23 protein-coding genes and 1 pseudogene are annotated in these 24,102 nt (G+C 66.9%); 14 read left to right on the top strand and 10 right to left on the bottom strand.

All coding sequences use genetic code 11. From position 1 onward, the window contains the following. Positions 1–114: 114 nt before the first annotated feature. Positions 115–2,205 (bottom strand): excinuclease ABC subunit UvrB, encoded by a 2,091-nt coding sequence (gene uvrB, locus HNP48_RS05315; RefSeq protein ID WP_311773804.1) that lies wholly within the window; start codon positions 2,203–2,205, stop codon positions 115–117. A gap of 105 nt (positions 2,206–2,310) precedes the next feature. Between uvrB and HNP48_RS05310 the strand changes: the two genes are divergently transcribed. Further along, positions 2,311–3,507, top strand: a complete 1,197-nt coding sequence (locus HNP48_RS05310; RefSeq protein ID WP_184855846.1) for an amino acid aminotransferase — start codon at positions 2,311–2,313, stop codon at positions 3,505–3,507. A 34-nt stretch (positions 3,508–3,541) separates the two neighbouring features. Beyond that, positions 3,542–4,123 (top strand): nucleotidyltransferase family protein, encoded by a 582-nt coding sequence (locus HNP48_RS05305; protein WP_311773803.1) that lies wholly within the window; start codon positions 3,542–3,544, stop codon positions 4,121–4,123. Here the strand turns inward: HNP48_RS05305 and HNP48_RS05300 are convergent. The 3 genes from HNP48_RS05300 to ygiD form a co-directional block, all read right to left on the bottom strand. Continuing rightward, positions 4,082–4,441 (bottom strand): DUF6463 family protein, encoded by a 360-nt coding sequence (locus tag HNP48_RS05300; protein WP_184855844.1) that lies wholly within the window; start codon positions 4,439–4,441, stop codon positions 4,082–4,084. The two genes, HNP48_RS05305 and HNP48_RS05300, sit on opposite strands and share 42 nt — an antisense overlap. Positions 4,442–4,536: 95 nt before the next feature. Beyond that, positions 4,537–5,091 carry a Crp/Fnr family transcriptional regulator gene (locus HNP48_RS05295; RefSeq protein WP_221480099.1) on the bottom strand — a complete coding sequence of 185 codons (555 nt, stop codon included), beginning with the start codon at positions 5,089–5,091 and terminating at the stop codon, positions 4,537–4,539. A gap of 89 nt (positions 5,092–5,180) precedes the next feature. Beyond that, positions 5,181–6,083: a 4,5-DOPA dioxygenase extradiol gene (gene ygiD / locus HNP48_RS05290; protein ID WP_184856497.1), complete on the bottom strand. Its 903-nt coding sequence runs from the start codon at positions 6,081–6,083 to the stop codon at positions 5,181–5,183. 127 nt (positions 6,084–6,210) lie between these two features. Between ygiD and HNP48_RS05285 the strand changes: the two genes are divergently transcribed. The 3 genes and pseudogenes from HNP48_RS05285 to HNP48_RS05275 all read left to right on the top strand — a co-directional run. Continuing rightward, a complete protein-coding gene (locus HNP48_RS05285; protein WP_184855842.1) occupies positions 6,211–7,101 on the top strand; it encodes a CoA transferase in 891 nt (296 codons plus the stop codon). Positions 7,102–7,114: 13 nt separating this feature from the next. Beyond that, positions 7,115–7,774, top strand: coding sequence for a cold shock and DUF1294 domain-containing protein (locus HNP48_RS05280; RefSeq protein ID WP_184855841.1), 660 nt, complete (start codon positions 7,115–7,117; stop codon positions 7,772–7,774). Between the two features lie 586 nt (positions 7,775–8,360). Then, positions 8,361–8,986, top strand: a pseudogene (locus HNP48_RS05275) (AMP-binding enzyme); the annotation flags it as partial. 69 nt (positions 8,987–9,055) lie between these two features. Here HNP48_RS05275 and HNP48_RS05270 read toward each other — a convergent pair. Then, entirely contained in the window at positions 9,056–9,604 is a 549-nt protein-coding gene (locus tag HNP48_RS05270; protein WP_184855840.1) for a hypothetical protein, read from the bottom strand. A gap of 271 nt (positions 9,605–9,875) precedes the next feature. Here HNP48_RS05270 and HNP48_RS35300 point away from each other — a divergent pair, with 271 nt between their 5' ends. From HNP48_RS35300 to HNP48_RS05260, 3 genes are all read left to right on the top strand, one after another. After that, positions 9,876–9,998 carry a hypothetical protein gene (locus HNP48_RS35300; protein ID WP_260420099.1) on the top strand — a complete coding sequence of 41 codons (123 nt, stop codon included), beginning with the start codon at positions 9,876–9,878 and terminating at the stop codon, positions 9,996–9,998. A gap of 337 nt (positions 9,999–10,335) precedes the next feature. Beyond that, positions 10,336–10,803 (top strand): hypothetical protein, encoded by a 468-nt coding sequence (locus tag HNP48_RS05265; RefSeq protein WP_184855839.1) that lies wholly within the window; start codon positions 10,336–10,338, stop codon positions 10,801–10,803. A 284-nt stretch (positions 10,804–11,087) separates the two neighbouring features. Further along, positions 11,088–13,505 carry an EAL domain-containing protein gene (locus HNP48_RS05260; RefSeq protein WP_184855838.1) on the top strand — a complete coding sequence of 806 codons (2,418 nt, stop codon included), beginning with the start codon at positions 11,088–11,090 and terminating at the stop codon, positions 13,503–13,505. Here the strand turns inward: HNP48_RS05260 and HNP48_RS05255 are convergent. The 3 genes from HNP48_RS05255 to HNP48_RS05245 form a co-directional block, all read right to left on the bottom strand. Beyond that, complete coding sequence (locus HNP48_RS05255) at positions 13,454–14,413, bottom strand: DMT family transporter (protein ID WP_184855837.1); 960 nt, start codon at positions 14,411–14,413, stop codon at positions 13,454–13,456. The two genes, HNP48_RS05260 and HNP48_RS05255, sit on opposite strands and share 52 nt — an antisense overlap. Positions 14,414–14,476: 63 nt before the next feature. Continuing rightward, positions 14,477–15,247 carry a helix-turn-helix transcriptional regulator gene (locus HNP48_RS05250; RefSeq protein ID WP_184855836.1) on the bottom strand — a complete coding sequence of 257 codons (771 nt, stop codon included), beginning with the start codon at positions 15,245–15,247 and terminating at the stop codon, positions 14,477–14,479. 15 nt (positions 15,248–15,262) lie between these two features. After that, entirely contained in the window at positions 15,263–17,656 is a 2,394-nt protein-coding gene (locus tag HNP48_RS05245) for a YgiQ family radical SAM protein (RefSeq protein WP_184855835.1), read from the bottom strand. A gap of 172 nt (positions 17,657–17,828) precedes the next feature. Here HNP48_RS05245 and HNP48_RS05240 point away from each other — a divergent pair, with 172 nt between their 5' ends. Continuing rightward, complete coding sequence (locus HNP48_RS05240) at positions 17,829–18,770, top strand: bifunctional helix-turn-helix transcriptional regulator/GNAT family N-acetyltransferase (RefSeq protein ID WP_184855834.1); 942 nt, start codon at positions 17,829–17,831, stop codon at positions 18,768–18,770. 30 nt (positions 18,771–18,800) lie between these two features. After that, positions 18,801–19,340: a GNAT family N-acetyltransferase gene (locus HNP48_RS05235; RefSeq protein WP_184855833.1), complete on the top strand. Its 540-nt coding sequence runs from the start codon at positions 18,801–18,803 to the stop codon at positions 19,338–19,340. A gap of 6 nt (positions 19,341–19,346) precedes the next feature. On the opposite strand, the gene HNP48_RS05230 is transcribed toward HNP48_RS05235, so the two are convergent. Further along, positions 19,347–19,568, bottom strand: a complete 222-nt coding sequence (locus HNP48_RS05230) for a hypothetical protein (protein ID WP_184855832.1) — start codon at positions 19,566–19,568, stop codon at positions 19,347–19,349. Between the two features lie 240 nt (positions 19,569–19,808). Here HNP48_RS05230 and HNP48_RS05225 point away from each other — a divergent pair, with 240 nt between their 5' ends. The 3 genes from HNP48_RS05225 (at position 19,809) to HNP48_RS05215 (ending at position 22,226) form a co-directional block, all read left to right on the top strand. Continuing rightward, complete coding sequence (locus tag HNP48_RS05225; protein WP_184855831.1) at positions 19,809–20,399, top strand: YigZ family protein; 591 nt, start codon at positions 19,809–19,811, stop codon at positions 20,397–20,399. Positions 20,400–20,489: 90 nt separating this feature from the next. Then, positions 20,490–21,905 carry a dihydrolipoyl dehydrogenase gene (locus HNP48_RS05220; protein ID WP_184855830.1) on the top strand — a complete coding sequence of 472 codons (1,416 nt, stop codon included), beginning with the start codon at positions 20,490–20,492 and terminating at the stop codon, positions 21,903–21,905. 117 nt (positions 21,906–22,022) lie between these two features. Further along, on the top strand, positions 22,023–22,226 hold the full coding sequence (locus HNP48_RS05215) for a YjfB family protein (protein ID WP_184855829.1): 204 nt from the start codon (positions 22,023–22,025) through the stop codon (positions 22,224–22,226). A gap of 83 nt (positions 22,227–22,309) precedes the next feature. Here the strand turns inward: HNP48_RS05215 and HNP48_RS05210 are convergent, their stop codons facing one another. Further along, the gene (locus tag HNP48_RS05210; RefSeq protein WP_184855828.1) at positions 22,310–23,323 is read right to left on the bottom strand and encodes a GlxA family transcriptional regulator; all 1,014 of its coding nucleotides are present in this window, start codon (positions 23,321–23,323) and stop codon (positions 22,310–22,312) included. 118 nt (positions 23,324–23,441) lie between these two features. Between HNP48_RS05210 and HNP48_RS05205 the strand changes: the two genes are divergently transcribed. Beyond that, a complete protein-coding gene (locus HNP48_RS05205; protein ID WP_260420098.1) occupies positions 23,442–24,098 on the top strand; it encodes a DJ-1/PfpI family protein in 657 nt (218 codons plus the stop codon). Positions 24,099–24,102: the final 4 nt, after the last annotated feature.

Raw genomic sequence — 24,102 nt, 5'->3', positions numbered from 1 at the left:
GGGATAAGAAACTACCGGGTCACTATTTCCCCATACGCGTTTTTACTGACAGCCCACTCACCGAAGAAAAACGCGCGCCCCACCTTGCTGCCATGTCGGGGCGCGCGCGCACTTTCACAAGGCCACGGAATCGCTGCCGTGCGCACCGAAGGCCTGGTCCTTCAGGCGCGTGAGCTGGTCGCGTACACGCGCCGCCTGCTCGAACTCGAGGTTGCGCGCATGGTCGAGCATCTGCTTTTCGAGCCGCTTGATCTCGCGCGCCACGTCCTTCTCGGACATGTCCTCCACCTTGGCGCGCTGCAGCGTTTCCTGCTCCAGCCGCTCGGCGTCCTTGCCCGCTTTTTCGCTGTACACACCGTCAATCAGGTCTCTTACCCTCTTGACAATGCTGCGCGGCGTGATGCCATGTGCCTCGTTGTGTGCGATCTGTTTGGCGCGCCGGCGTTCCGTCTCGTCCATGGCTTTTTTCATGGAGTCGGTGATGCGGTCGGCGTACAGGATGGCGTGGCCGTTCATGTTGCGCGCCGCGCGGCCGATGGTCTGGATCAGGCTGCGCTCGGCGCGCAGAAAGCCTTCCTTGTCGGCATCGAGGATGGCCACCAGCGAGACCTCGGGAATGTCGAGCCCCTCGCGCAGCAGGTTGATGCCCACCAGCACGTCGAAGGCGCCCAGGCGCAGGTCGCGGATGATCTCCACGCGCTCGACCGTGTCCACATCGCTGTGCAGGTAGCGCACCTTGACGCCGTTGTCCGTGAGGTAGTCGGTCAATTGCTCGGCCATGCGCTTGGTCAGCGTGGTGATGAGCACGCGCTCGTGCTTCTCGGTGCGGATGCGGATCTCCTGCAGCACATCGTCCACCTGGTGGGTGGCCGGGCGCACCTCCACCACCGGGTCCACCAGGCCCGTGGGGCGCACCACCTGGTCAACCACCTGGCCGGCGTGCTGCTTCTCGTAGTCGGCCGGGGTGGCCGAGACGAAGACCACCTGGCGCATGCGCTGCTCGAACTCCTCGAACTTGAGCGGGCGGTTGTCCAGCGCCGAAGGCAGCCGAAAGCCATATTCCACCAGCGTGGTCTTGCGCGAGCGGTCGCCGCTGTACATGGCGTTGAGCTGGCCGATCATCTGGTGGCTCTCGTCCAGGAACATCAGGGCCTCGCGCGGCATGTAGTCGGTCAGCGTGCTGGGCGGATCGCCCGGCGCCGCGCCCGACAGGTGGCGCGTGTAGTTCTCGATGCCCTTGCAGTGCCCCACTTCGCTGAGCATCTCCAGGTCGAAGCGCGTGCGCTGCTCCAGGCGCTGCGCCTCCACCAGCTTGCCGTCGTCCAGCAGCTGCTTCAAGCGCTCGGCCAGCTCGATCTTGATGGTTTCCACGGCGGCCAGCACCTTGTCGCGCGGGGTCACGTAGTGGCTGCTGGGGTAGACGGTGAAGCGCGGGATCTTCTGCTTGACGCGGCCCGTGAGCGGATCGAACAGCTGCAGGCTCTCGATCTCGTCGTCGAACAGCTCGATGCGGATGGCCAGCTCCGAGTGCTCGGCCGGGAAGACGTCGATGGTGTCGCCGCGCACACGGAACTTGCCGCGCGAGAAGTCGGCCTCGTTGCGCTGGTACTGCATGCGGATGAGCTGGGCGATCACATCGCGCTGGCCCAGCTTGTCGCCGGTGCGCAGGGTCATCACCATGCGGTGGTAGCTCTCGGGCTCGCCAATACCGTAGATGGCCGAGACGGTGGCCACGATGACCACATCCTTGCGCTCCATCAGGCTCTTGGTGCACGACAGGCGCATCTGCTCGATGTGCTCGTTGATCGCGCTGTCCTTCTCGATGAACAGGTCGCGCTGGGGCACATAGGCCTCGGGCTGGTAGTAGTCGTAGTAGCTCACGAAGTACTCCACGGCGTTCTTGGGGAAGAACTCGCGGAACTCGCTGTACAGCTGGGCGGCCAGCGTCTTGTTGGGCGCGAACACGATGGCCGGGCGGCCCATGCGGGCGATCACATTGGCCATGGTGAAGGTCTTGCCCGAGCCCGTCACGCCCAGCAGCGTCTGGAAGGCCTCGCCGTCGTTCAGGCCCTCGACCAGCTTGGCGATGGCCTCGGGCTGGTCGCCCGCAGGGGGATAGGGTTGGAACAGCTCGAAGGGCGAATCGGGAAAGCGCACGAACTCGCCTTCTTGCGTGTCCGTCATGACTTCTGAAATATCCGGCATGGGGTGTGTCAACGGTTGCGGTGGTCCGCCCGTTAAAATCGGTGGAACCTGGCACAGTACACCACGCCTGGATTCTTCGCTACTGACAACCTTTCAAGGATTTTCATGTCTCTGTTCACCGCCGTCGAAATGGCACCCCGCGACCCCATCCTGGGCCTCAACGAGCAATTTGCTGCCGACACCAACCCCAACAAGGTCAACCTGGGTGTGGGCGTGTATTTCGACGACAACGGCAAGCTGCCCCTGCTGCAGTGCGTGCAAGCCGCCGAAAAGACCATGATGTCGGCCCCCACCGCCCGCGGCTACCTGCCCATCGACGGCATCGTGGCCTATGACAATGCCGTCAAGGCCCTGGTCTTCGGTGCGGACAGCGAACCCGTGGCCTCCGGCCGCGTGGCCACCGTGCAGGCCATCGGCGGCACCGGCGGCCTGAAGATCGGCGCCGACTTCCTGAAGAAGGTCAGCCCCAATGCCAAGGTGCTGATCTCCGACCCGAGCTGGGAAAACCACCGCGCGCTGTTCACCAACGCCGGCTTCGAAGTCGACACCTACGCCTACTACGACGCCGAAAAGCGCGGCGTGAACTTCGAAGGCTTCCTGGCCAGCCTGAACGCAGCCGCTGCCGGCACCATCGTCGTGCTGCACGCCTGCTGCCACAACCCCACCGGCTACGACATCACCGCCGCGCAGTGGGACCAGGTGATCGCCGCCGTCAAGGCCAAGGGCCTGACCCCCTTCCTGGACATGGCCTACCAGGGCTTCGGCCACGGCATCGCCGAAGACGGCGCCGTGATCGGCAAGTTCGTGGCCGCCGGCCTCACGTTCTTCGTCTCCACCTCGTTCAGCAAGAGCTTCAGCCTGTACGGCGAGCGCGTGGGCGGCCTGTCCGTGCTGTGCAAGGACAAGGAAGAAGCCGGCCGCGTGCTGAGCCAGCTCAAGATCGTGATCCGCACGAACTACTCCAACCCACCCATCCACGGCGGCGCCGTGGTGGCCGCTGTGCTGGGCAACCCCGAGCTGCGCGCCCTGTGGGAGAAGGAGCTGGCCGAAATGCGCGTGCGCATCAAGGCCATGCGCCAGAAGCTGGTCGACGGCCTGAAGGCCGCCGGCGTGAAGCAGGACATGTCCTTCATCACCACCCAGATCGGCATGTTCAGCTACTCGGGCCTCTCCAAGGACCAGATGGTGCGCCTGCGCAACGAGTTCGGCGTGTACGGCACCGACACCGGCCGCATGTGCGTTGCCGCCTTGAACAGCAAGAACATCGACTACGTCTGCCAGGCCATTGCAAAGGTCGTCTGAGCACGATGAAGAAGCGGCGCTGCGGCGCCGCTTTGTGAGCGAAACGCTCCAGAACCCGCACAACGCGGCCATTCTGGAGCGTTTGCCGCTTCTGGGCGTGCCCGATGCCTGGCTGGTCGCGGGCTGCCTGTTCCAGACCGTGTGGAACCTGCATACCGGCCATGCGCCCGAGGCGCGCATCAAGGACTACGACCTGTTCTACTTCGACGCGGACGATCTGTCGGCCGAGGGCGAGGCCGCCGTACAGGCACGCGCGGAGGCGCTGTTCGCCGACCTGCCCACCACCGTGGAAGCCAAGAACCAGGCGCGCGTGCACCTGTGGTACGAGGAATGGTTCGGCTACCCCTACACCGCCCTCACCTCGGCGCGCGACGGGATTGGCCGCTTTCTGGTGCCTTGCACCTGTGTGGGCCTGCAGCCCGGCATTGACGGGCCGGTGCTGCATGCGCCCTATGGGCTCGCCGAGCTGTACGCCGGCATCCTGCGCCCCAACCCGGCCTGCCCACACCTGCCGCTGTTCGAGGCCAAGGCACTGAGCTACCAGCAGCGCTGGCCCTGGCTGCGCATGCACACCCTAGAGCCAGCCACACCCTGCAGCGATCAGCAAAAGCGATAGCCCAAACAGCAACCACAGCGGCGACATCGGGAACGCCGCGATGCCCACCACCGATGCCACGAGGGCATACGTGCCCGTGATCCTGAGCAGCGCCGGGTCGCCCATGGCCACGGCCCGGATGGCCAGGTGTCCCATGAGCATCAGCAAGGGGCCACACATCAGAAACCAGAACGCCGTGCGCCGCAGCTCGTGCTCCCGGAACTGGTCTATGAACCCGGCGGCCACAGCCTCTTCCAGCGGCAGCTTGAAGCGGACCATGCCGAACACGAGATGGACCAGGCCCAGAACCAGGGTGGCCCATGCAATACCTCTTGCCATGAATCGAAACTCCTTCCATAGGGATGCCCTTGCGCGGCATTGCACAAGGCGCCCCCACTGTAGGGAAGGGAGAAGAACGGCGCCTTAACAATTGATCAGTTCTGCGTGGCCTTCTTGATCTGGCGGCGGATCCGGGACAGCGAGACATCCGTGAGCCCCAGGAAGCTCGCCAGGTGCACCAGTGGCACCCGCTCGGCCAAGCCCGGCTCCTGCTGGCAGAACTTCTGGTAGCGGGCCTTGCCGTCCAGCGTGAGCAGGTCCAGCTCGCGCTGCGACTTGCGGTGCAGCAGCCGCCCCAGGAGTTCGGCGCGAAAGGGCTCCCACAGCCCCTTGCCCTCCAGGCCGGTGCGCAGATCGGCCAGGGGTGCACTCCAGACGACGGAGTCCTCCAGCGCCGAGACATTGAACGCCAGCGCTTCGCTCTCCATGCCGGGCGTCAGCGGGAAGAACATGGTGCCGCCGGGCCAGAAGCTTTTGCTGAAATCCTTGCCATCGCCCTCGATGGTGTGCATGCGGAGCAGGCCGCGCTCCACGAAGAATGCGTGGTCCCAGACCGCCCCCTGGTGCAAAAGCACACTCCCCTTCTTGTGCATGCGCGCCTGGAATTGCGGCACCAGGGACAGCAAGACCCCGGGATCTCCTGTCGACATGGCCTGCGCCATCAGCGCGCGGACCCTGCCGGCCACCTCGCCGTCGCAGGGGCCTGCCGCATCCAAGGGCATCCGGGGGCCTTGCATGGCTAACCCCAGAGCACCGAGCGCATCGAAATCGATGCCGACTGGAAACCCGTGTTGAAGAAGCGCGGCATCTCGGTTGGCTGCACCGCCCCGGCCGCATACAGCAGCGGCAGGTAGTGCTCGTGCGTGGGGTGGGCCTGCTTCGCCACGGGACCGAGCTGCAGGAAGTTGGCCAGCGCATCGAGCTGGCCCTGCTTGATCTGGTCCTGCACCACCCCGTCGAACTCATTGGCCCAGTCGTAGGCTTCGCTGGCGGCCGTGCCCCGGCGTGTGGCGCGCAGGTTGTGCACCACATTGCCGCTGCCCACGATGAGCACGCCACGCTCGCGCAGGGCCGCCAGCTGCTTGCCCAGGGCATAGTGCTCGGCCGGAGCACGGCTGTAGTCCATGCTCAGCTGCAGCACGGGGATTTGCGCCTTGGGGAACATGGGCTTGAGCACCGACCAGGTGCCGTGGTCCAGGCCCCACTCACCCTCGTCCACCCCCAGGGCGGCCCCGGTGGCCGGCGATTTCAGCTCCTTGGCCAGGGTGCGCGCCACGGCAGGCGCACCCGGCGCGGGGTACTGCTGATCGAACAGCGCCTGCGGAAAACCGCCGAAATCGTGGATGGTCTTGGGATTGGCCATGCCCGTGAGCTGCCAGCCGCCGCGCGTGAGCCAGTGGGCCGAGACGCACAGGATCAGCTGCGGCTGTACGGCGCGCGCCATCAGCTCCGTGCCCAGCGCCTGCCAGGCGCGGCGCCAGGCGTTGTCTTCAATGGCATTCATGGGGCTGCCATGGCCCAGGAACAGCACCGGCATGCGCGGCGAGGGCTTGAGGGCTTGCAACGCGGGCAAGGTGGCGGCACTACTGAGCGAAGTCACGAAAGCTCCTGGAAGAGTGGCCCAACCCGCGAGGGCGGCCAGAGAGGTTCTGCGTTGCATGGACAAGGATAACGTAACAAATTTTGTATAACGCAGGGAGTGAGCACCCGGCTGGGCCAAAGTTCCGGCCGCCCAACTGCACCACCTTTATCCATTCCTACAAAGAGACATGAGCACCACCCTGCCCCAGCCCCTGCGCAACACCCGCGTCCTGAGCCTTGCCCTGAACCTGCCCGGCCCCGCCGCCCTGATGCGCTGCGTGCGCATGGGCGCCGAGTGCACCAAGCTGGAACCGCCGCCCGTGGCCGGCTACCCGAGCGCCGACCCCATGGGCATCTACAGCCCGGCTGCCTATGCCACGCTGCACCAGGGGGTGCGCGTGCTGCATGCCCACCTCAAGACGGCCGAAGGCCAGGCCACGCTGCACGAAGAGCTGGCACGCACCGATGTGCTGATCACCTCGTTCCGCCCCTCGGCCCTGGCCAAGCTGGGCCTTTCCTGGGAGGTCTTGCAAGCGAAGTACCCGCGCCTGTCACTGGTGCGCATCGTCGGGGCGGCCGCCGAGCGCGCCGAAGAGCCCGGCCATGACCTGACCTACCTGGCCGATGCCGGCCTGGTCACCGGCACCGAGATGCCGCCCACGCTGTACGCCGACATGGGTGGCTCGCTGATGGCCAGCGAGGCCGTGCTGCAGGCCCTGCTGGAGCGCGCCCACAGCGGCAGCGGCGTGTGCATCGAGGTCGCCCTGGCCGACGCCGCCGCCTGGCTGGCCCAGCCGCGCGACTGGGGCCTGACCACGCCCGATGGCGATGTGGGCGGCAACCATGCGGGCTACCGCATCTACCCCTGCGCCGACGGCCGCGTGGCCGTGGCCGCCCTGGAGCCGCACTTTGCCGCCAGCCTGTGCACCGCCGCCGGCCTGCCCGCCGCGGGCGATGCCCAGGTGCTGCGTGCCCCGGCCACGCACGAGGCCGTGGCCGCCTTCCTGCGCACGCAGACCCGCGCGCAGCTCGATGCACTGGCCCAGGCGCAGGACATTCCCCTGCACACCCTGGCCTGAAGACAGAACCGACATGCAAAAACAGGGAGAAGTGGTGCGCTGGAACGCCGAGCGTGCGTTTGGCTTCATCCGCAGCGCGGACACCGATGCCGACGTTTTCTTCCACGTGCGCGATTTCCAGGGCGGTGGTGCGCCCCGCGAGGGCCAGGCCGTGGTCTACGAAGAGATCCACGTGGGCGGCAAGGGACCCAGGGCGATGGCGGTGCAGCCAGCGGGCGCCCAGGCGGCAGCACGCGCATCCGCTCGCTCGGCGCCAGGGCCGTCAGCATCCAAGCCCCGGCAGGCGAGGCCATCGCGCACCGACCAGCCGCGTGGCACGCCTGCATTTCAGGGCCTGGCCTTTCTGCTGATGGGAGCTTGGGCGGGACTGCTGGCTTTTGGCGCCTGGAACGGCCGATTGCCCATTTGGCTGTTGGGCGGCGCAGTAGCACTCAACCTGCTGACCTTTGCCGTCTACTTCATCGACAAGCAGGCTGCAAAAAGCGACCAATGGCGTACCAGCGAAAACACCCTGCATGGACTGGCCCTTGCCGGGGGATGGCCTGGTGCCTGGTTCGCTCAGCAAATGCTACGCCACAAATCGAGCAAGGCCGCATTCCGGGCAGTGTACTGGGCCACCGTGATTGCGAACTGCGCGGGCCTGGCTATCTGGGTAATCGGCTGGGTACGATAGCTGCAGAATAATTGCTTTTGAAGAAACCACCATGAATGGCTGGCCGATCTTTTTGCCCTTCAATTCAGCAGCAATCACCAGTTCATTTTGATCTATCCAACAACGCCTACCGGTTAATTTTTCGTTCAAAGACTCGCTTATATAAAATATTCCCTCAAAACGCCCTTTGAAAACAATAGTATTTGAATTTCTTAGAAAAACATCCAACGGCATCGGTGGCGACATCGGAAGTGACGCGTGACAAATCGCGGATGCCATCAACACCCACGCAGTGGTGCACAGCGACGTCCAGAAGCGAATTTTCGAAGCATATATTTGATACATAGATTTCCAAAATCTAAATTGCCCTTACCCCGCGCCAGGGCCAGACTGCCATTTCAATGCGCCCTCTGGGCAGTCTTGCCTTCGTCATGATGTCATGGCTGTGGCGGCGACATCACGCTGCACAGTCGATCTCGCCGCGAAAACCACCCGCAGCAAACGACACGCAAACACCGCTTAGGACTACATGGGCCACAGCAGCCACACCAGTTTCAATGGTCAGGTATCCACCCCTCCAAAGGAGACGGCCATGAAGCCAAACGGCGTGAAGCCCATCAACGAGGCCACGGGCGAGGAACTGACGGGCCCCACCAGAAGGGCGGAGCCACCATCGAGGGACCGCTGCCGCCCGGCTGCATGCAGACGGTGTGGCGCGAAGATGCTCGTTTCGTCAGCACGTACCGGAAGAGCATTCCGGGGCGGCTGATCTACAGCACCTTCGACTGGGGCATCCGCGATGCCGACGGCTGCCACTTCATTCTGGGCCGCACGGACGACGTGATCAACGTCGCGGGCCACCGCCTGGGCACTCGGGAGATCGAAGAAAGCATTTCTGCCCATCCCAACACCGCCGAGGTGGCCGTGGTGGGCATTGCCGATGCACTCAAGGGCCAGGTGGCGATTGCGTTCGCCGCGGCGCGGGATGCGTCGGGCCTGGTGGATGACACAGCCCGCCTGAGGCCGGAGGGCGAGGTGATGAAGCAAATGGATGGCCAACTGGGCGCAGTGGCGCGCCCGGCGCGGGTCTACTTCGTGACGGTGCTGCCCAAGACGCGCATCGGCAAGCTGCTGCGCAGGGCGTTGCAGGGGGTGGCCGAGCGGCGGGATCCGGGTGATCTGATGAAGATGCGGGACCCAGCGGCGTTGCAGCAGGTGAGGGATTTGGTGGGCCATGAGTTGCCCGCTTCAGTAAGGCCCGCGGCGGGAATGTTCCCGACCGGCTGCCGTGCGGTTGCAGGCTCAGGAGACCACCAGTGTAAAGTAGCCAAACTCCGTGTCTGAGGTATCGGCCACGGCCGTGATGGTGGCGTTGGGATTGGATGTGGTTACGTTGTCTGTGGTGATGCCATTGATGACAGCGTAGACGAAGTAGACATCGCTGATCTCCAGTGTCACCCGGATGAAGGTGTCTTGAACCACGACACTTTGGAGATACGCACCGCTTCGCGTGATATTGAAAGTCACGGGCGCGAGGCTTGTCTTCTCGAATTGCATCTGGTTGGCGACGGTGCTGGGTGTGGTCACTACCTCGAACGCGTAGGTGCCCTGTGCAGCCATCTCCTTCACTTGTGCCAGATAGTGGGTCGCCCCTCCCATGGCGATTGGGGCGCAGGTGTAGGTGTTGCCGTGCAGGATGGTACTGGCGGTGATTTCGAAGGTATCGTTCAAGGGAACGGATAGCAACGCACCGGGAGCAATGCCGGGCAGGCGGGCTATCACCTGCTGTCCTTTGTGGACCACATACTGGGCGATGTAGGGGGTGTCGTTACGCAACGTCAAAGCGCTCATTGAAAACTCCTGGGGTGAGAATGAAAATCCATTGTTACAGCCCTGGCGTTCGAAACCCACGGGTTTATTGCCACCGGCGGCGGGAACCGTTTTTTCACGATGCAGTCAGGCTGGGGGCTTCCCTCGTCCCTGGAAAGCAGCCACGCGGGCCTGCTTCTTTGCCTGCCGGAGGGCGGCCATCCATTGCGCAAAGACTGGGTGTTAAGGAAGGTCTGCAAAACCTCCCCCACCCGAGCAGCCGCCAGCGCCAGGCATCCAGGACAGTCCCCACATGGATCAATTCACCTTGGGCCTGGACCCACGGCCCAAGAAGACCCGCAAGGAAGTCTTCCTCGACGAGATGAACCAGGATCTGTGGATGGCCAGGAAGCGCATCATGGGCGCGCAGGGATAAGTGCGTCTGCATGGCGCCAAAGTGGCACCGCCAGGCTTGAAACAGGCCAGAAGCCGGTATGAAACTGGTGCCAAGACGCAGCTTGCGAGGGAATTGGGCGACCTATGTTCGCGGTGGCGTCAGGAGGGCCTGAAAACAGGGGTTTTGCAGACCTTCCTAAGTGCAAAATATGGCTTTGCATTGCGAGAGTATTGCGACGCCGCGAGTCCTCCTGTGGCTTCGTTCGAGCAGGCGAAAACCACCTACGGATGACACACATATGCATCCTGGGACTACACAAGCCAGCAGCCACACCGGTTTCAATGGTCAGGTATCCACCCCTCCAAAGGAGACGGCCATGAAGCCAATGATTCTTGACTCCACCATGACCAATATGGGCGGCGTGTTCTACCCCACGGGACATGTGTTCGCCCTGTTCCCCGACGAGGACTGCGTGCGCCAGGCCGCCGCCGCGCTGGAAGCCGCGGGCCACAAGGGCGCGCTGGCCTATGCCAGCCCCGAAACCATCCTGGCCGACATCGTGCGCACCCTGGGCACGGCCGATGCCCCCCTGCCCTCGGTGGGCGCCGAAGGCGACATGGTGCGCCGCATCGCCGACCTGGCCGGCACCGGCCACCATGGCCTGCTGGTCCAGATGGACAGCAAGGACGAGCCCGGTACCGTGGTGGATGCCATCACGCCACAGGGTGCGGCCACGGCCTTCTACTACCGCACCTTCATCATCGAAGACCTGGTGACACCCCCCGTGCCGGACGGCAAGGCCCAGTCCGTGGTGGTGGGCACGCACGCGGCCACGGCCCACTGAGCGCCCCCCATCCCGGGAACCCGCGTTCCGCGAGGCACGCGGGTTTTTTCATGCCCGCCGCCAGCGCACCCGGCGCCAAGGATTTGCTGCGCGGCCGCCGGGTTGCCGATATAGTGGCCTGGCACGGCAAGCCAGCCAGCCCGCCCGACCACCGGAGTTCCGGCTGGGGGCGCCATGGCAGCCCACCGCACGGGAGGGAATCGACAATGGGGTTGTTCAGCCACCAAAGCCCGCTCCAGGCACATCCGGCCGCACGGCCTTGAAAGCCCCGGCGGCAGCGGCACATGACCGACACAGGCGCGCCACCAGGCCAGGGACCGCTGCGCGCCACGCTGCGGATCACCTGGCCTTTCCTGCTGATGGTGGTCCTGCTGGCGGCCTGCGTCGCGAGCAGCCTGTATGTGCTGTCGGCTGTGCGGGCCTTCGTCGCTGGCGAAAGCCTGTGGACCAAGGGGCAGAAGGACGCCATCTACTACCTGGACCGCTACGCCGCCACGGGCTCCCCCGACGCCTATGTGCAGTACCGCAAGGCCGTCGAGGTTCCGCTGGGTGACAAGGCGGCCCGCCTGGCGCTGCTCGAATCCCGGCCCATCGACCTGAACGCCGCCCGGGAAGGCTTTGCCCGTGGCGAGAACCACCCCGACGACATCGACAGCCTGATCTGGCTGCTGCAATGGTTCCACCGTTTCGAGATCATGCGGCAGCCGCTGGTCCACTGGGTGGTCGGGGACCAGCACATTGCCAGCCTGCAGCTGCTGGCCGAGGAGATCCACCAGGGCCACACCGCGGGGCTGGTGGACGCCGGCACGCGCCGCAGCTGGCAGGCCAGCATACGCTCCATCAATGCGGGCGCCACACCGGCGGCGCGGGCCTTCAGTGCCTCGCTGGGGGACAGCTCCCGGCGCATCGTGCAGTGGCTGCTCTGGGCCAACGTGGGCATGGCCAGCCTGCTGATCCTTTTGACCACCTGGCACACCCGGGGCCTGCTCGCGCAGCGCCAGCGGGCGGAGCTGGCGCTCGACGCCGAGCGCGAGCAGGCCCGCATCACGCTCGCCGCCATTGGCGACGCTGTGGTCACCACCGATCTGCAGGGCCAGGTGCTGTACCTGAATGCCGCTGCCGAGGCCCTGGTGGGCATGCCCGCCCGGGAAGCCACCGGGCGCCCCCTGGCCCAGGTGCTGCAGCTCAACGATGGCACCGGCGCCCTGGGCGCGGAGCACCTGGTGGAACGGGTGCTGCGCGGCGGCCCCACCCACCGCGATGGCTTCACACCCACCGTGGTGCGCCCGGACCAGAGCGCGGTGCCCGTCAAGCTCATGGGCTCGCCGATCGAGCACCAGGGCCGGCCCAAGGGGGCGGTGCTGGTGCTGCACGACGTGACGCGCGAGCAGCATTATGTGGAGCAGCTGTCCTGGCAGGCCAGCCACGACGCGCTCACCGGCCTGGTGAACCGGCGCGAGTTCGAACACCGGCTCGAAGTGCTGCTCAGCCAGCCGCGCGCCGTGGGGCGCGAAGGCGCCCTGCTCTTCGTGGACCTGGACCAGTTCAAGCTCATCAATGACACCTGTGGCCACCAGGCGGGCGACGAGATGCTGCGCGAGGTCTGCCGCATGCTGCAAAGCCACCTGCGCGAAGGCGACACGCTGGCACGGCTGGGGGGCGACGAATTCGGCATTCTGCTCAAGGACTGCCCACCCGGGCCCTCGGCACGCATTGCCGAGCAACTGCGCCAGGCGGGGCATGAGCTGCGCGTGCTCTGGGAAGGGCGCCAGCTCTCCACCGGGCTGAGCATCGGCATGGTGCAGCTGATCCCGGCGCTCAGCACCATCCAGGAGGCCATGCGCGTGGCCGACATGGCCTGCTACCGCGCCAAGGAAGGCGGGCGCAACCAGGTCTTCGTCTACCAGACCGAAGACATCGAGATGAGCCGCCGCGAAGGCGACATGGACTGGGTGCGGCGCCTGCGCCTGGCCCTGGAGCACCACCGCTTTCGCCTGCATGCGCAGACCATCACCGCACTGCAAAGGGACGGCGCGGGCCTGCACCTGGAGGTGTTGCTGCGCCTGGCCGAGGACGGCACGGAACTGATCGCCCCGGGCTGCTTCATTCCTGCGGCCGAGCACTACGGCATGATGCCCGCCATCGACCGCTGGGTGGTTCGGCACACGCTGGCCGCCCTGGCGCAGCACCAGGCGGCCGGTGGCCCCGCGGTACACACCTGCGCCATCAACCTCTCGGGCACCAGCCTGGGCGACGAGAGCCTGCTGCGCTACATCCACACCGAAATCGAGCAGTCGGGGGTGGACCCGCACCTGCTGTGCTTCGAGATCACCGAAACCAGCGCCATTTCGCACCTGCCCAGTGCCGTGCGGCTCATGAAGGACCTGCAGCAACTGGGCTGCCGCTTTGCACTCGACGACTTCGGCGTGGGCATGTCCTCCTTCACCTACCTCAAGCACCTGCCGGTGGACTACCTCAAGATCGACGGCAGCTTCGTGCGCGACCTGCTGGACGACCCCACCAACCGGGCCATGGTGGAGATGATCAACCACATCGGCCACGTGATGGGCAAGGAGACCATTGCGGAGTTCGCCGAGTCCATGGAGATCGTCGATGCGCTGCGCGCCATCGGCGTGGACCATGCCCAGGGCTATGCGCTCTCGCGCCCCGTACCGCTGGCCGACTGCCTGCGCAAAGGCTGAGCCAGGGCCCCACTGCCCAGCACGAGGCCGGGCACCACCAGCAAAACGGCGGCAAGCCAGGCGCCCGAAAACGGCTCCCCGAGCAGGCCGGCACCGCCTGCAGCCGTGAGCAGCGGCACCAGCGCTGCAGACAGGGCAGCGCGTGCCGCACCCAGCCGGGCAATGGCCACGCTGTAGACCACCAGGCCCAGCAGCCCGGCCACCACGCCCTGCCCCAGCGCCTGCCAGGCCACGTCAGCCCAGGGCGCCGACAGCAGCCGCGGCGCCCCGGCCACCGCCACCAGGGGCAGCAACAGCAGGGCCGAGCCCAGGTTCACCACGGCGGCGCCCTGCCAGGGCGTGAGACCACAGCCGCGAAACGCCAGCGTGTACACCGCCCACAACAGTGCCGCGAACAGGAACAGCAGGTCGCCGCGCCAGGCGCCCTCCACCGTGCGCCAATCTGCAGCACCAAAGACCGCCATGCCGGCCACGATCAGCGCCAGACCCAGCAACCGAGAAGGGGCCGGTCTGTCCCCGGCTGCCAGCCAGCCACCCAGCGCCGTGAACACCGGCAGGCTGCCCGCCACGAAGATGCCCATGTGCGCCGCTGGCGCCCACTGCGCCCCCGCCAGCACCACCAGGCCGAACGGCAGGCCGCCACACAGCACCAGCAGCGCGCAGCGCAGCAGGGACAGGCCAGCCGGCCACCCGCTGCGCCGCAGCCACAGCGGCGCCAGGACCAGCGCGGGAATGGCATAGCGCAGCACGGCCAGCTCGACCGGCCCCAGCGTGGTGGTGACGCCGTGGCGCGAGGCAAGCTGCCAGCCGCTGCCGATGAGCGCGGCAGCCAGCGCGGCCAGCCAGCCGATCCAGGGCGATGGCAGGAAGAAAGACGAGCGGCGCAAAAAGGGAGTGACAGCAGGCATGCCCGCAGTCTCTGCGCGCCACCCCCGACCCGGCTATCAGAATCCTGCCCAGGTCCGTTGCGGTCAGCCGCGCAGCGCCTGCCGGGCCTGCGCCGGCGTCACCCCGACTTCGCGGCGCAAGGCAGTGCCCAGGTGGCTCTGGCTGCTGTAGCCCAGGTCGTGTGCCAGGGCGGCCAGATCCCCCTCGCCCTCCTCCAGGCGCTGCAGCGCCACGGCCAGCCGCAGTTGCTCGCGGTAGGCATGCAGGCCCAGGCCAGTATGTGCACGGAACAGGCGCGCCAGATGGAAGTAGGAGCAGCATGCGGCATCGGCCACGTCGTGCAGCGACCAGCGCAGGCCATCGGCTGCTGCCGTGCGCGTGGCCATGAAGCGCCGCGCCCGCGCCACCGCCGCATGCGCCATTGAGCTGCCGCCCAGCGCAGCTGGCGCGGGCATGGGCCCGACGGTCTGCTCGCGCCCCTGCGCAAGCGCACGCCAGTGCAGGCGCAACTGCCAGAGGGCCCGGGGCGACAGGCTCCATGCGAGGGCCTGGCCGGGGCCGCTGGCCGGGGTGCTGCCCGGCTGCATGCTGACCACCATGTGGCTGCGCTCCGTGGCCTGCCATTCATGGACGCGGTAGGGCAGCCCCGTGGGCAAGGCCACCACGGTCAGCCCGTCGAGCAGCACCTGCCGCCCCTCGATGTGGAATTCGGACACCCCGCTCACCGGGAAGACCCAGCGCGGGGTCGCCACCTGGTAGACGGTGCTGCCCGCATGGACCACCCCCGCAGGCCTGACCACCCGCTCCACCCGCCACGCAGCGGTGTCGGCGTAGAGGATGCGTTCCTGCGGCATGATCAGTGTTGTGGGTCAGCGGCCCTTGCGGCCAGCGGAAGGCTTGGCTGACCCGGTCACGCGCGGCGGCAGGCCGGTGTGCTGGGTGAGGATGCGGCCCTTCTGCGGCTGGGTGGACTTGAGCGCCACGCCCTGCGAAGGCTTCGATGATGCGGCACTTTGCGCCGCAGTCTTGCCGCCGCTCAGCGTGGAGTTCTTGCGCCGCGCGCTCTGGTAGCCCCCGTCCGTCATCGGCTGGAAGGTGGGGATCAGGTGGTGCTTGCCGTTGCCGATCAGGTCGGCCCGGCCCATGGCCTTGAGCGCGTCGCGCAGCAGCGGCCAGTTGTTCGGGTCGTGGTAGCGCAGAAAGGCCTTGTGCAGGCGGCGGCGCTTTTCGCCGCGCACGATGTCCACGCCTTCGCTGTCGCGCGTGATCTTGCGCAGCGGGTTCTTGTTGCTGTGGTACATGGCCGTGGCCGTGGCCATGGGGCTGGGGTAGAAGGTCTGCACCTGGTCGGCGCGGAAACCGTTCTTCTTGAGCCAGATGGCGAGGTTCATCATGTCCTCGTCGCTGGTGCCCGGGTGCGCGGCGATGAAGTACGGGATCAGGAACTGCTTCTTGCCCGCCTCTTCACTGAACTTCTCGAACATCTGCTTGAACTTGTCATAGCTGCCGATGCCCGGCTTCATCATCTTGGTGAGCGGGCCCTGCTCGGTGTGCTCGGGCGCGATCTTGAGGTAACCACCCACGTGGTGCTGCACCAGTTCCTTGACGTACTCGGGGCTCTTCACGGCCAGGTCGTAGCGCAGGCCCGAGCCGATCAGGATCTTCTTGATGCCCTTGAGCGCGCGGCCACGGCGGTAGATCTTGATCAGCGGGCCGTGGTCGGTGGTGAGGTTCTGGCAGATGCCAGGGTACACGCAGCTCGGTTTGCGGCAGGCGGCCTCGATCTCGGGGCTCCTGCAGCCCAGGCGGTACATGTTGGCCGTGGGGCCGCCCAGGTCGGAGATGGTGCCGGTGAAGCCGGCGACCTTGTCGCGGATGTCCTCGATCTCCTGGATGATGGAATCCTCGGAGCGGCTCTGGATGATGCGGCCCTCGTGCTCGGTGATGGAGCAGAAGGTGCAGCCGCCGAAGCAGCCACGCATGATGTTGACCGAAAAGCGGATCATCTCCCACGCGGGGATCTTGGTCGCGCCATCGTGGCTGCCGTTCTCGTCGGCATAGCTTGGGTGCGGGCCGCGCGCGTACGGCAGGTCGAACACATGGTCCATCTCGGCCGTGGTCAGCGGGATGGGCGGCGGGTTGATCCACACGTCGCGCGCGGTCACGCCCTCGCCATGGGCCTGCACCAGGGCGCGCGCGTTACCAGGGTTGGTCTCCAGGTGCAAAACACGGTTGGCGTGGGCGTACAGCACCGGGTCGCTCTTGACCTGCTCGTAGCTGGGCAGGCGGATCACGCTGCGCTCGCGCGGCGGCACCTTGAGCTTGGCCTTGAGCGCGGGATTGGCCACGAACAGCATGGGCTGGATGGCGGGGTTGGGATCGGCCGCTGCAATGGCCGCACCGCCCTGCCCGTCCTGCGGACCGTCTTCCTTGCTGCAGGTGCTGCCCTGGGCCGCGGCCTGCTCGCTGGTCGTCATGTAGGGGTTGACGTGCGCCTCGACCCGGCCCGGCTCGTCCACGCTGGTGGAATCGATCTCGAACCAGCCCTTGCCGCTTTCGTCGTCGGGGCGGCGCACAAAGGCCGTGCCACGCACATCGGTGATCTGCTCCACGGGCTCGCGCGCGGCCAGGCGGTGCGCCACCTCGACCAGGGCGCGCTCGGCATTGCCGTACAGCAGCAGGTCGCACTTGGCGTCCACCACGATGGAGCGGCGTACCTTGTCGCTCCAGTAATCGTAGTGGGCGATGCGGCGCAGGCTGCCTTCGATGCCGCCCAGGATGATGGGCACATCTTTGTAAGCCTCGCGGCAGCGCTGGCTGTAGACGATGGCCGCACGGTCCGGGCGCTTGCCGCCCACGTCGCCCGGGGTATAGGCGTCGTCGCTGCGGATCTTGCGGTCGGCCGTGTAGCGGTTGATCATGGAATCCATGTTCCCCGCGGTCACGCCCCAGAACAGGTTGGGCTTGCCCAGCGCCTTGAACGGGTCGGCGCTCTGCCAGTCGGGCTGGGCGATGATGCCCACGCGAAAGCCCTGGGACTCCAGGGTGCGGCCGATCACCGACATGCCGAAGCTCGGGTGGTCCACATAGGCATCGCCCGTCACCAGGATGATGTCGCAACTGTCCCAGCCCAGCTGGTCCATCTCGGCGCGGCTCATCGGCAGGAATTTGGCCGTGCCGAAACGCTTCGCCCAATAGGGGCGATAGCTGGTCAGCGGCTTGGCTGCGCGCGCGAAAAAGGAGACGTCGACGGGGGCGTTCATGTGGGGGGTGCGAGACCTCGGATGGGCGAGGCCGTTATGGATAACCCGCGATTTTACGTTGGCGGCCCTCTTTTGTCGCCCTGCTTGTGTTTGCCCTACCCTTTGCCCGGCCATGGGCCAAAGGGCATATACTTGCCAAAGTCAATTAATTACATGACTTTGGCAATAAATCATGGATCAACCCCTCGCCAATGCCCCCGCAGACGCCATCAAGGCCGTGCGCCGTTTCAACCGCTTCTTCACACGCCGCATCGGTGTGCTGGACCCCTATCTGGGCAGCGATCTCTCGCTGACCGACGTGCGTGTGCTCTACGAACTGGCGCACCGCCAGGACCTGGTGGCCAGCGAGCTGGCGCGCGAGCTGGGGCTGGACGGAGGCTACCTGAGCCGCATCCTGCGCCGCTTCGAGAACGCCGGGTGGATCAGCCGCTCGCCCAGCGCCAAGGATGCGCGCCAAAGCGTGCTCACGCTGACGCCGGCCGGCCACGAAGCCTTCGCCCCGCTGCAGCAGCGCTCGCGCGACGAGGCGGCGGCCCTGCTCGCCCCCTTGCCCGCCCCCCGCCAGGCGGAACTGGTGCAAGCCATGGAGCGCATCGAGGCCCTGCTGCAGCCCGCCGCCCCCGGGGCTGCCCCGCGCGTTGCCGTGCTGCGCGACCCCATGCCCGGGGACATCGGCTGGGTGGTGCAGCAGCACGGCGAGATCTATGCCCGCGAATACGGCTGGGACATGCGCTTCGAGGCCCTGGTGGCCGACATCGCGGCGCAGTTTGTGCGCAAGTTCCAGCCCGAATGGGAAAAGTGCTGGATCGCCGAGCTCGACGGCGAGCGCGTGGGCGCGATCTTCGTGGTGCGCAAGTCGGCCACCACGGCCAAGCTGCGCATGCTGATCCTGTCGCCCAAGGCCCGCGGCATGGGCCTGGGCGCGCGGCTCACCGACGAATGCATCGCATTCGCGCGTGCCAAAGGTTACAAAAAAATGGTGCTGTGGACCAACAGCTGCCTGACCACCGCGCGTTCGATCTACGCCAAACGGGGATTTGTGCTGGACAAGTCGGAACCGTACGAGGACTTCGGGCAACAATTGGTCTCGGAAACCTGGTCGCTCAAACTCTGAGGCCGCCGCCCCCCCGGCGGCAGCAATGCCATGACCCCTGCCCTGCCCGCCCCCCACATCCGCCCGCTCGCGCCGCACGACGACCTGGAGCGGCTGACCGCGCTGATCCACGCCGCCTACGCCCCGCACGCCAGCAAAGGCCTGCGCTACTGGGCCACGCACCAGACGGTGGAGGACACGGCCAAGCGCCTGGCCTCGGGCCTGGCGCTGGTGGTGGAGATAGAGGGAGACTATGCCGCCACGGCCACCCTGCGCGGGCCGCAGCCGGACTCGAAAGTGGCGCTGTACCGCGACAGCTCGGTGTGGTCCATCACGCAGTTCTGCGTGGCGCCCTGGTTCAAGGGACAGGGCTTGGGGAAACTGCTGCACACGGAGCTGCTGGACAGGGCGCGCAGTGCCGGGGCCGCCACCCTGGCACTGGACACGGCCCAACCGGCCCATGCGCTGATTGCGATGTACGAATCCTGGGGTTACCGGGTGGTCGGCGAATGCGACTGGAGGCCGCTCACCAACTACACCAGCGTGCTCATGGCGCGCGCGGTCACGCCGCCCATGCCCGAGCACCGGTAGGCGGTCTTACCACTCGCCCACTTCACGCACGCGCTGGGCCAGGTCGAACTCTTCCTCTTCGTCCTCGAAATCGGCGGCCACATCGGCGCGCAGCGTGCTGGCAGCAGCAGCAGGAGCGGGCATGGCCATGCGCGCCATGGACGATGGCGCCGAGGATGCGGCGAAGCGGCCGAACACGTGGCTGGCCAGCGTGCTGGGGAGGGAGGCGGTCAATGGCAGTGCGAACATGGCGGGTTCCTTGGGTGCGTCGGTGTGCTTGTTTGCCGAGAATAGTCATCGGCTATGGGCTCAAGTGTAGGAACGCACCGCGTCGGAGCTTGTGACAGAACGCACACTTCCAGGCCCGCAACCGACCAGCGGGCCCGTGGCTGTGACAGGCGTCACATATCTGCCACCTGTGGTGGCCTGCCAGTGGCGCATTTGCACCACATCTTTGCGGCCCGGCAACGCTGATAAGCTCCTCGCCCCATGCCACAGACCCTTGCCGCCCCCGCCCACAGCGAGCTCCTCATCAAGAAAAGCCGCTTCATCGGCTGCGTGCAGCCCATGGCCGACCGGGCCAGCGCCCAGGCCGCGGTGGACGCGCTGTGGAAGCAGCACCCGGGCGCCGCCCATGTCTGCTGGGCGCTGCTGGCGGGCGGCCAATCGGCTGCCGTGGACGATGGCGAGCCCAGCGGCACGGCCGGCCGCCCCATGCTGGACGTGCTGCGCCACCAGGATCTGGAAGGCGTGCTGGCCACCGTGGTGCGCTACTTCGGTGGCGTGAAGCTGGGCGCGGGCGGGCTGGTGCGGGCTTATACCGACGCCATCGCCCAGGCCCTGCTCACCGCGCCCAAGGTCACACTGCAACGCATGGCCACGCTGCAATGCGCCGTACCCTACGCCCTCGAAGGCCTGCTGCGCCGCGAGGTGGAGGCGGCCGGCGCCGACCTGCTGGACGTGCAGCACGGCTCGCTCGTGACCCTGCAGATCCGGTTGCCAGAGGCGCAGTCGGCGGGCTTCGTGCAACGCATCAACGACCAGGGCCAGGGGCGGGTGGGCTGGATGGACGCAGGCTGAAAAGCGGCGCACCTTGGGCAACCCGCCTACACGCGGGCGGCCCCATGCCCTGCACACTGGCGGCTCCACGCCACTCGGGAGACGCAATCCATGGGCCAGCCCCTCGACACCATCATCATTGGCGCAGGCACGGCCGGCCTGGCGGCCCTGCGCGAGGTGCGCAAGCGCACGGAGCGCTACCTGATCGTCAACGAGGGGCCCTGGGGCACCACCTGTGCCCGCGTGGGCTGCATGCCCTCCAAGACCTTGATCGAGGCGGCCAATGCCTTCCACCGGCGGCTGGCATTCGGGGAATTCGGCATCCGCGGGGGCGCCGACCTCAAGGCCGATCTCCCTGCCGTGCTGCGGCGCGTGCGGGCCCTGCGCGATGACTTTGTGGCCGGTGCCCTGCGGGCCACCGAGGACCTGGGCGAGGCCAGCCTGTCGGGCCGCGCCGTGCTGCTCGATGCGAACACCGTGGACGTGGACGGCGTGCGCTACCACGCCGACAGCATCATCCTGGCCCCCGGCTCGCGGCCCGTGGTGCCCGAGGAGTGGCTGGCCTTTGGCGACCACATCCTGACCACCGACACCCTGTTCGAGCAGGAAAACCTGGGCCCGCGCGTGGCCGTGATCGGCATGGGCGCCATCGGCGTGGAACTGTCGCAGGCCCTTGCCCGACTGGGGCTGGAGGTGGCCGCCTTCACCACCGGCCATGCGCTGGGCGGGCTGAGCGACCCCACCCTGAATGCCGAACTGGGCGCCCTGCTCAGGAAAGAGATGGTTCTGCACACCCACGCCAAGGCCGAACTGCGCGAGGTGGCCGGCGGCATCGAGGTGCGCAGCGGTGCCAACCGCGTGGTGGTGGACCAGGTGATCGCCGCGATGGGCCGCACGCCCAACATCGAGCACCTTGGCCTCGAAACCCTGGGCGAACCGCTGGACGAGCGCGGCATGCCCCAGGTGGACCCGCAGACCCAGCAGATCGGCAGGCTGCGCGTGTTCCTGGCCGGCGATGCCAATGGCCATGCCCCGCTGCTGCACGAGGGGGCAGACGAGGGCCACATCGCCGGCATGAACGCGCTGGCGGCCGAACCCACGCGCTTTGCGCGCCGCACGCGCCTGTCCATCGTGTTCTCAGACCCCAACGTGGCCGTGGTGGGCACGCCCTTCGACCGCCTCGACCCGGCCCACACCGTGGTGGGTGCCGTCGAGTTCGAGCGCCATGGGCGCGCCCGCGCCGCCTTGCGCAACCATGGCCGCCTGTGCGTCTATGCGGACAAGGGCAGTGCCCGCCTGCTGGGCGCCGAGATGTGCGCGCCGGACGGGGAGCACCTGGCCCACCTGCTGGCGCTGGCCATCACGCAAAAGCTTACCGTGCACCAGTTGCTTGGCATGCCCATCTACCACCCGGTGCTGGAAGAGGGCCTGCGCACGGCCCTGCGCAATGCGGCCCGGCACCTGCCCGAGGTGGGCGAATCCGACCTGGCTGCCTGCCAGCCCATTGGGGTGGCGGCCCTGGAGTAATGGGGCTTGCGCAAGGCGGAGAGGGCGTTTCAGCCACGGCAGGATGTAACAGTTGACAAACTTCCTTCATTTCAGGCGCAGAATGCCGATAAGCGAGAGAAGTACCGGAGAACCCCTATGGATGTCGCCCTCACCAACAGCATCGTCAACACCGCCACGGCCCTGGCCAGCCGCGAAACCTCCGATGCCCTCAACGTCCGCGTGCTCAAGAAGGCACTGGACATCCAGGCTTCTTCGGCCGCCACCCTGCTCCAGGCCCTGCCCCAGCCTCCGCTGGCCACTTCGGGCACGCTGGGCACCCAGGTCAATACGTTTGCCTGAAGGCAGGCATGCCGCCCCCATTTCTCCAAGGTAAGCCCCTCACAAGCCGCCCCTAGAGGCGGCATTTTTTTGCCCGGTTCACATCAGTCCGCAGCCGCAAACCGCTCGCGGTAGCCTTTGGGCGACACATTCAGGTGGCGCATGAACATGCGCCGCATCACCTCCTCGGAGTTGAAGCCGCACTGCACTGCAATGGCTTTGTTGCTGTGCCGGTGCTCCTCGATCAGGCGGCAGGCCTTCTCCAGGCGGATGCGCTCCACGGCATGGGCGGGCGTGGTGCCCGTGTGGGCGGTGTAGAAGCGCGCAAAGGTGCGCAGGCTCATGCCCACCTGGTCGGCCATGCGCGCCACGCTCAGGTCCGAGCGCAAGTGCTCGGCGATCCAGGCATGCAGGCGGGTGATGCGCTCGTCGCCGGCGGTCTGCTCCAGCAGCGCGCTGCTGAACTGCGACTGCCCGCCCGGGCGCTTGTAGAACACCACCAGCTTCTTGGCCACGGCCATCACGATGTCCCGGCCCAGGTCGGCCTCGACCATGCCCAGGGCCATGTCGATGCCGGCCGTGACCCCGGCCGAGGTCCATACCCGTCCATGGCGGAAGTAGATGGCATCGGGCTGCACGGCAATGGCCGGAAACCCCGATGCCAGGTGATCGCAGGCCGCCCAATGGGTCACGGCACCGGCGCCGTCGAGCACCCCGGTGTGCGCCAGCACAAAGGCGCCGGTGCAGACCGACGCCAGCCGCTCGATGCGCGGTGAGGCGCGGCGCAACCACTGCGCCAGGGCATGCGCCACCGGGGTGTCATGCGCCGCGCGGCCTGCGGCCGCAGGCATGAACACCCCAGGCCCCCCAGGCACCACCACCGTCTGCACACCACGCGCCAGGCGCTGTGGCAGCGCCCGCGCCACCAGGTCCACCCCGCTCGAACTGCGCACGGCACCGCCCGACAGGCCGTAGACCCCGGTCTCGTACACCGGCGCGCGGCCGGCCAGCCGCAGTTCGTCATTGGCCGTGGCAAAGACCTGCAGCGGCCCGCTCACGTCCAAGAGCTGGAACTGATCGAAAACCAGGAACCAGACCTGGTGGGCGGCGTTTTGCATGGGGTGGATTGGCTTGGCAGAAATCGTGGTACTTGTGTCCTGACGGACAGACAGGCCGATCCTACAGTGGAGCCATCCAAACATCCACCGCACAGAAAGGCTCCCCATGAACATCGGCATGCTGGTATTTCCCGACATCACCGCCATCGACTACGTCGCCCCCGCCGACCTGTTGGTGCGCATACCGGGCGCGCAACTGCACCTGGTGTGGAAGCACACCGACCCGATCCGCACGGAGCTGGGCTGGGAGTTCCGCCCCACCGCATCGTTCGACAGCTGCGGCACGCTCGACATGGTCGTCGTACCGGGCGGCCCGGGCATCGAAGCCTTGCTCAGCGACGAAGAGACCCTGGCCTTTCTCTCCAGACAGGCCCAGGGCGCGAAATGGATCGTGGGCATCTGCACCGGCCCGCTGGTGCTGGGCGCGGCCGGCCTGCTGCAGGGCTACCGCGCCACCTGCCACTGGGGTTCGCACGCCCTGCTCTCGCTGGTGGGCGCCACCCCGGTGGACGAGCGCGTCGTGGTGGACCGCAACCGCATCACCGGCGCCGGCATGACCTCGGGCATCGACTGCGCGCTGCAGGCGATTGCGCTGGCCAGCAGCGCCGAAGTGGCCCAGGGCGTTCAGCTGTTTGCCGAGTACGACCCACAACCGCCCTTCGACACCGGTGCACCGCACAAGGCGCCGCCTGCCCTCGTGCAGGCGGCCCGGACACGCCTGCAACCCATCGTGGAACGGCGCCGCGCCCTGCTTGCCGAGCGCGCAGCCGCCTGACCCC

The organism is Acidovorax soli (assembly GCF_014207955.1).
GTDB classification, from domain to species: Bacteria; Pseudomonadota; Gammaproteobacteria; order Burkholderiales; family Burkholderiaceae_C; genus Acidovorax; species Acidovorax soli_A.
Note: the sequence above shows the minus strand (reverse complement) of the source record. Positions and strands in the feature narration are given on the sequence as shown.

Bases quoted from the DNA above. Each gene is read 5' to 3' on its own strand.
- uvrB (WP_311773804.1), bottom strand. From the start codon at position 2,205: ATGCCGGATATTTCAGAAGTCATGACGGACACGCAAGAAGGCGAGTTC.
- HNP48_RS05310 (WP_184855846.1), top strand. From the start codon at position 2,311: ATGTCTCTGTTCACCGCCGTCGAAATGGCACCCCGCGACCCCATCCTG.
- HNP48_RS05300 (WP_184855844.1), bottom strand. From the start codon at position 4,441: ATGGCAAGAGGTATTGCATGGGCCACCCTGGTTCTGGGCCTGGTCCAT.
- HNP48_RS05295 (WP_221480099.1), bottom strand. From the start codon at position 5,091: ATGTCGACAGGAGATCCCGGGGTCTTGCTGTCCCTGGTGCCGCAATTC.
- HNP48_RS05285 (WP_184855842.1), top strand. From the start codon at position 6,211: ATGAGCACCACCCTGCCCCAGCCCCTGCGCAACACCCGCGTCCTGAGC.
- HNP48_RS05280 (WP_184855841.1), top strand. From the start codon at position 7,115: ATGCAAAAACAGGGAGAAGTGGTGCGCTGGAACGCCGAGCGTGCGTTT.
- HNP48_RS05270 (WP_184855840.1), bottom strand. From the start codon at position 9,604: ATGAGCGCTTTGACGTTGCGTAACGACACCCCCTACATCGCCCAGTAT.
- HNP48_RS35300 (WP_260420099.1), top strand. From the start codon at position 9,876: ATGGATCAATTCACCTTGGGCCTGGACCCACGGCCCAAGAAGACCCGC.
- HNP48_RS05265 (WP_184855839.1), top strand. From the start codon at position 10,336: ATGAAGCCAATGATTCTTGACTCCACCATGACCAATATGGGCGGCGTG.
- HNP48_RS05260 (WP_184855838.1), top strand. From the start codon at position 11,088: ATGACCGACACAGGCGCGCCACCAGGCCAGGGACCGCTGCGCGCCACG.
- HNP48_RS05255 (WP_184855837.1), bottom strand. From the start codon at position 14,413: ATGCCTGCTGTCACTCCCTTTTTGCGCCGCTCGTCTTTCTTCCTGCCA.
- HNP48_RS05250 (WP_184855836.1), bottom strand. From the start codon at position 15,247: ATGCCGCAGGAACGCATCCTCTACGCCGACACCGCTGCGTGGCGGGTG.
- HNP48_RS05245 (WP_184855835.1), bottom strand. From the start codon at position 17,656: ATGAACGCCCCCGTCGACGTCTCCTTTTTCGCGCGCGCAGCCAAGCCG.
- HNP48_RS05240 (WP_184855834.1), top strand. From the start codon at position 17,829: ATGGATCAACCCCTCGCCAATGCCCCCGCAGACGCCATCAAGGCCGTG.
- HNP48_RS05235 (WP_184855833.1), top strand. From the start codon at position 18,801: ATGACCCCTGCCCTGCCCGCCCCCCACATCCGCCCGCTCGCGCCGCAC.
- HNP48_RS05230 (WP_184855832.1), bottom strand. From the start codon at position 19,568: ATGTTCGCACTGCCATTGACCGCCTCCCTCCCCAGCACGCTGGCCAGC.
- HNP48_RS05225 (WP_184855831.1), top strand. From the start codon at position 19,809: ATGCCACAGACCCTTGCCGCCCCCGCCCACAGCGAGCTCCTCATCAAG.
- HNP48_RS05220 (WP_184855830.1), top strand. From the start codon at position 20,490: ATGGGCCAGCCCCTCGACACCATCATCATTGGCGCAGGCACGGCCGGC.
- HNP48_RS05215 (WP_184855829.1), top strand. From the start codon at position 22,023: ATGGATGTCGCCCTCACCAACAGCATCGTCAACACCGCCACGGCCCTG.
- HNP48_RS05210 (WP_184855828.1), bottom strand. From the start codon at position 23,323: ATGCAAAACGCCGCCCACCAGGTCTGGTTCCTGGTTTTCGATCAGTTC.
- HNP48_RS05205 (WP_260420098.1), top strand. From the start codon at position 23,442: ATGCTGGTATTTCCCGACATCACCGCCATCGACTACGTCGCCCCCGCC.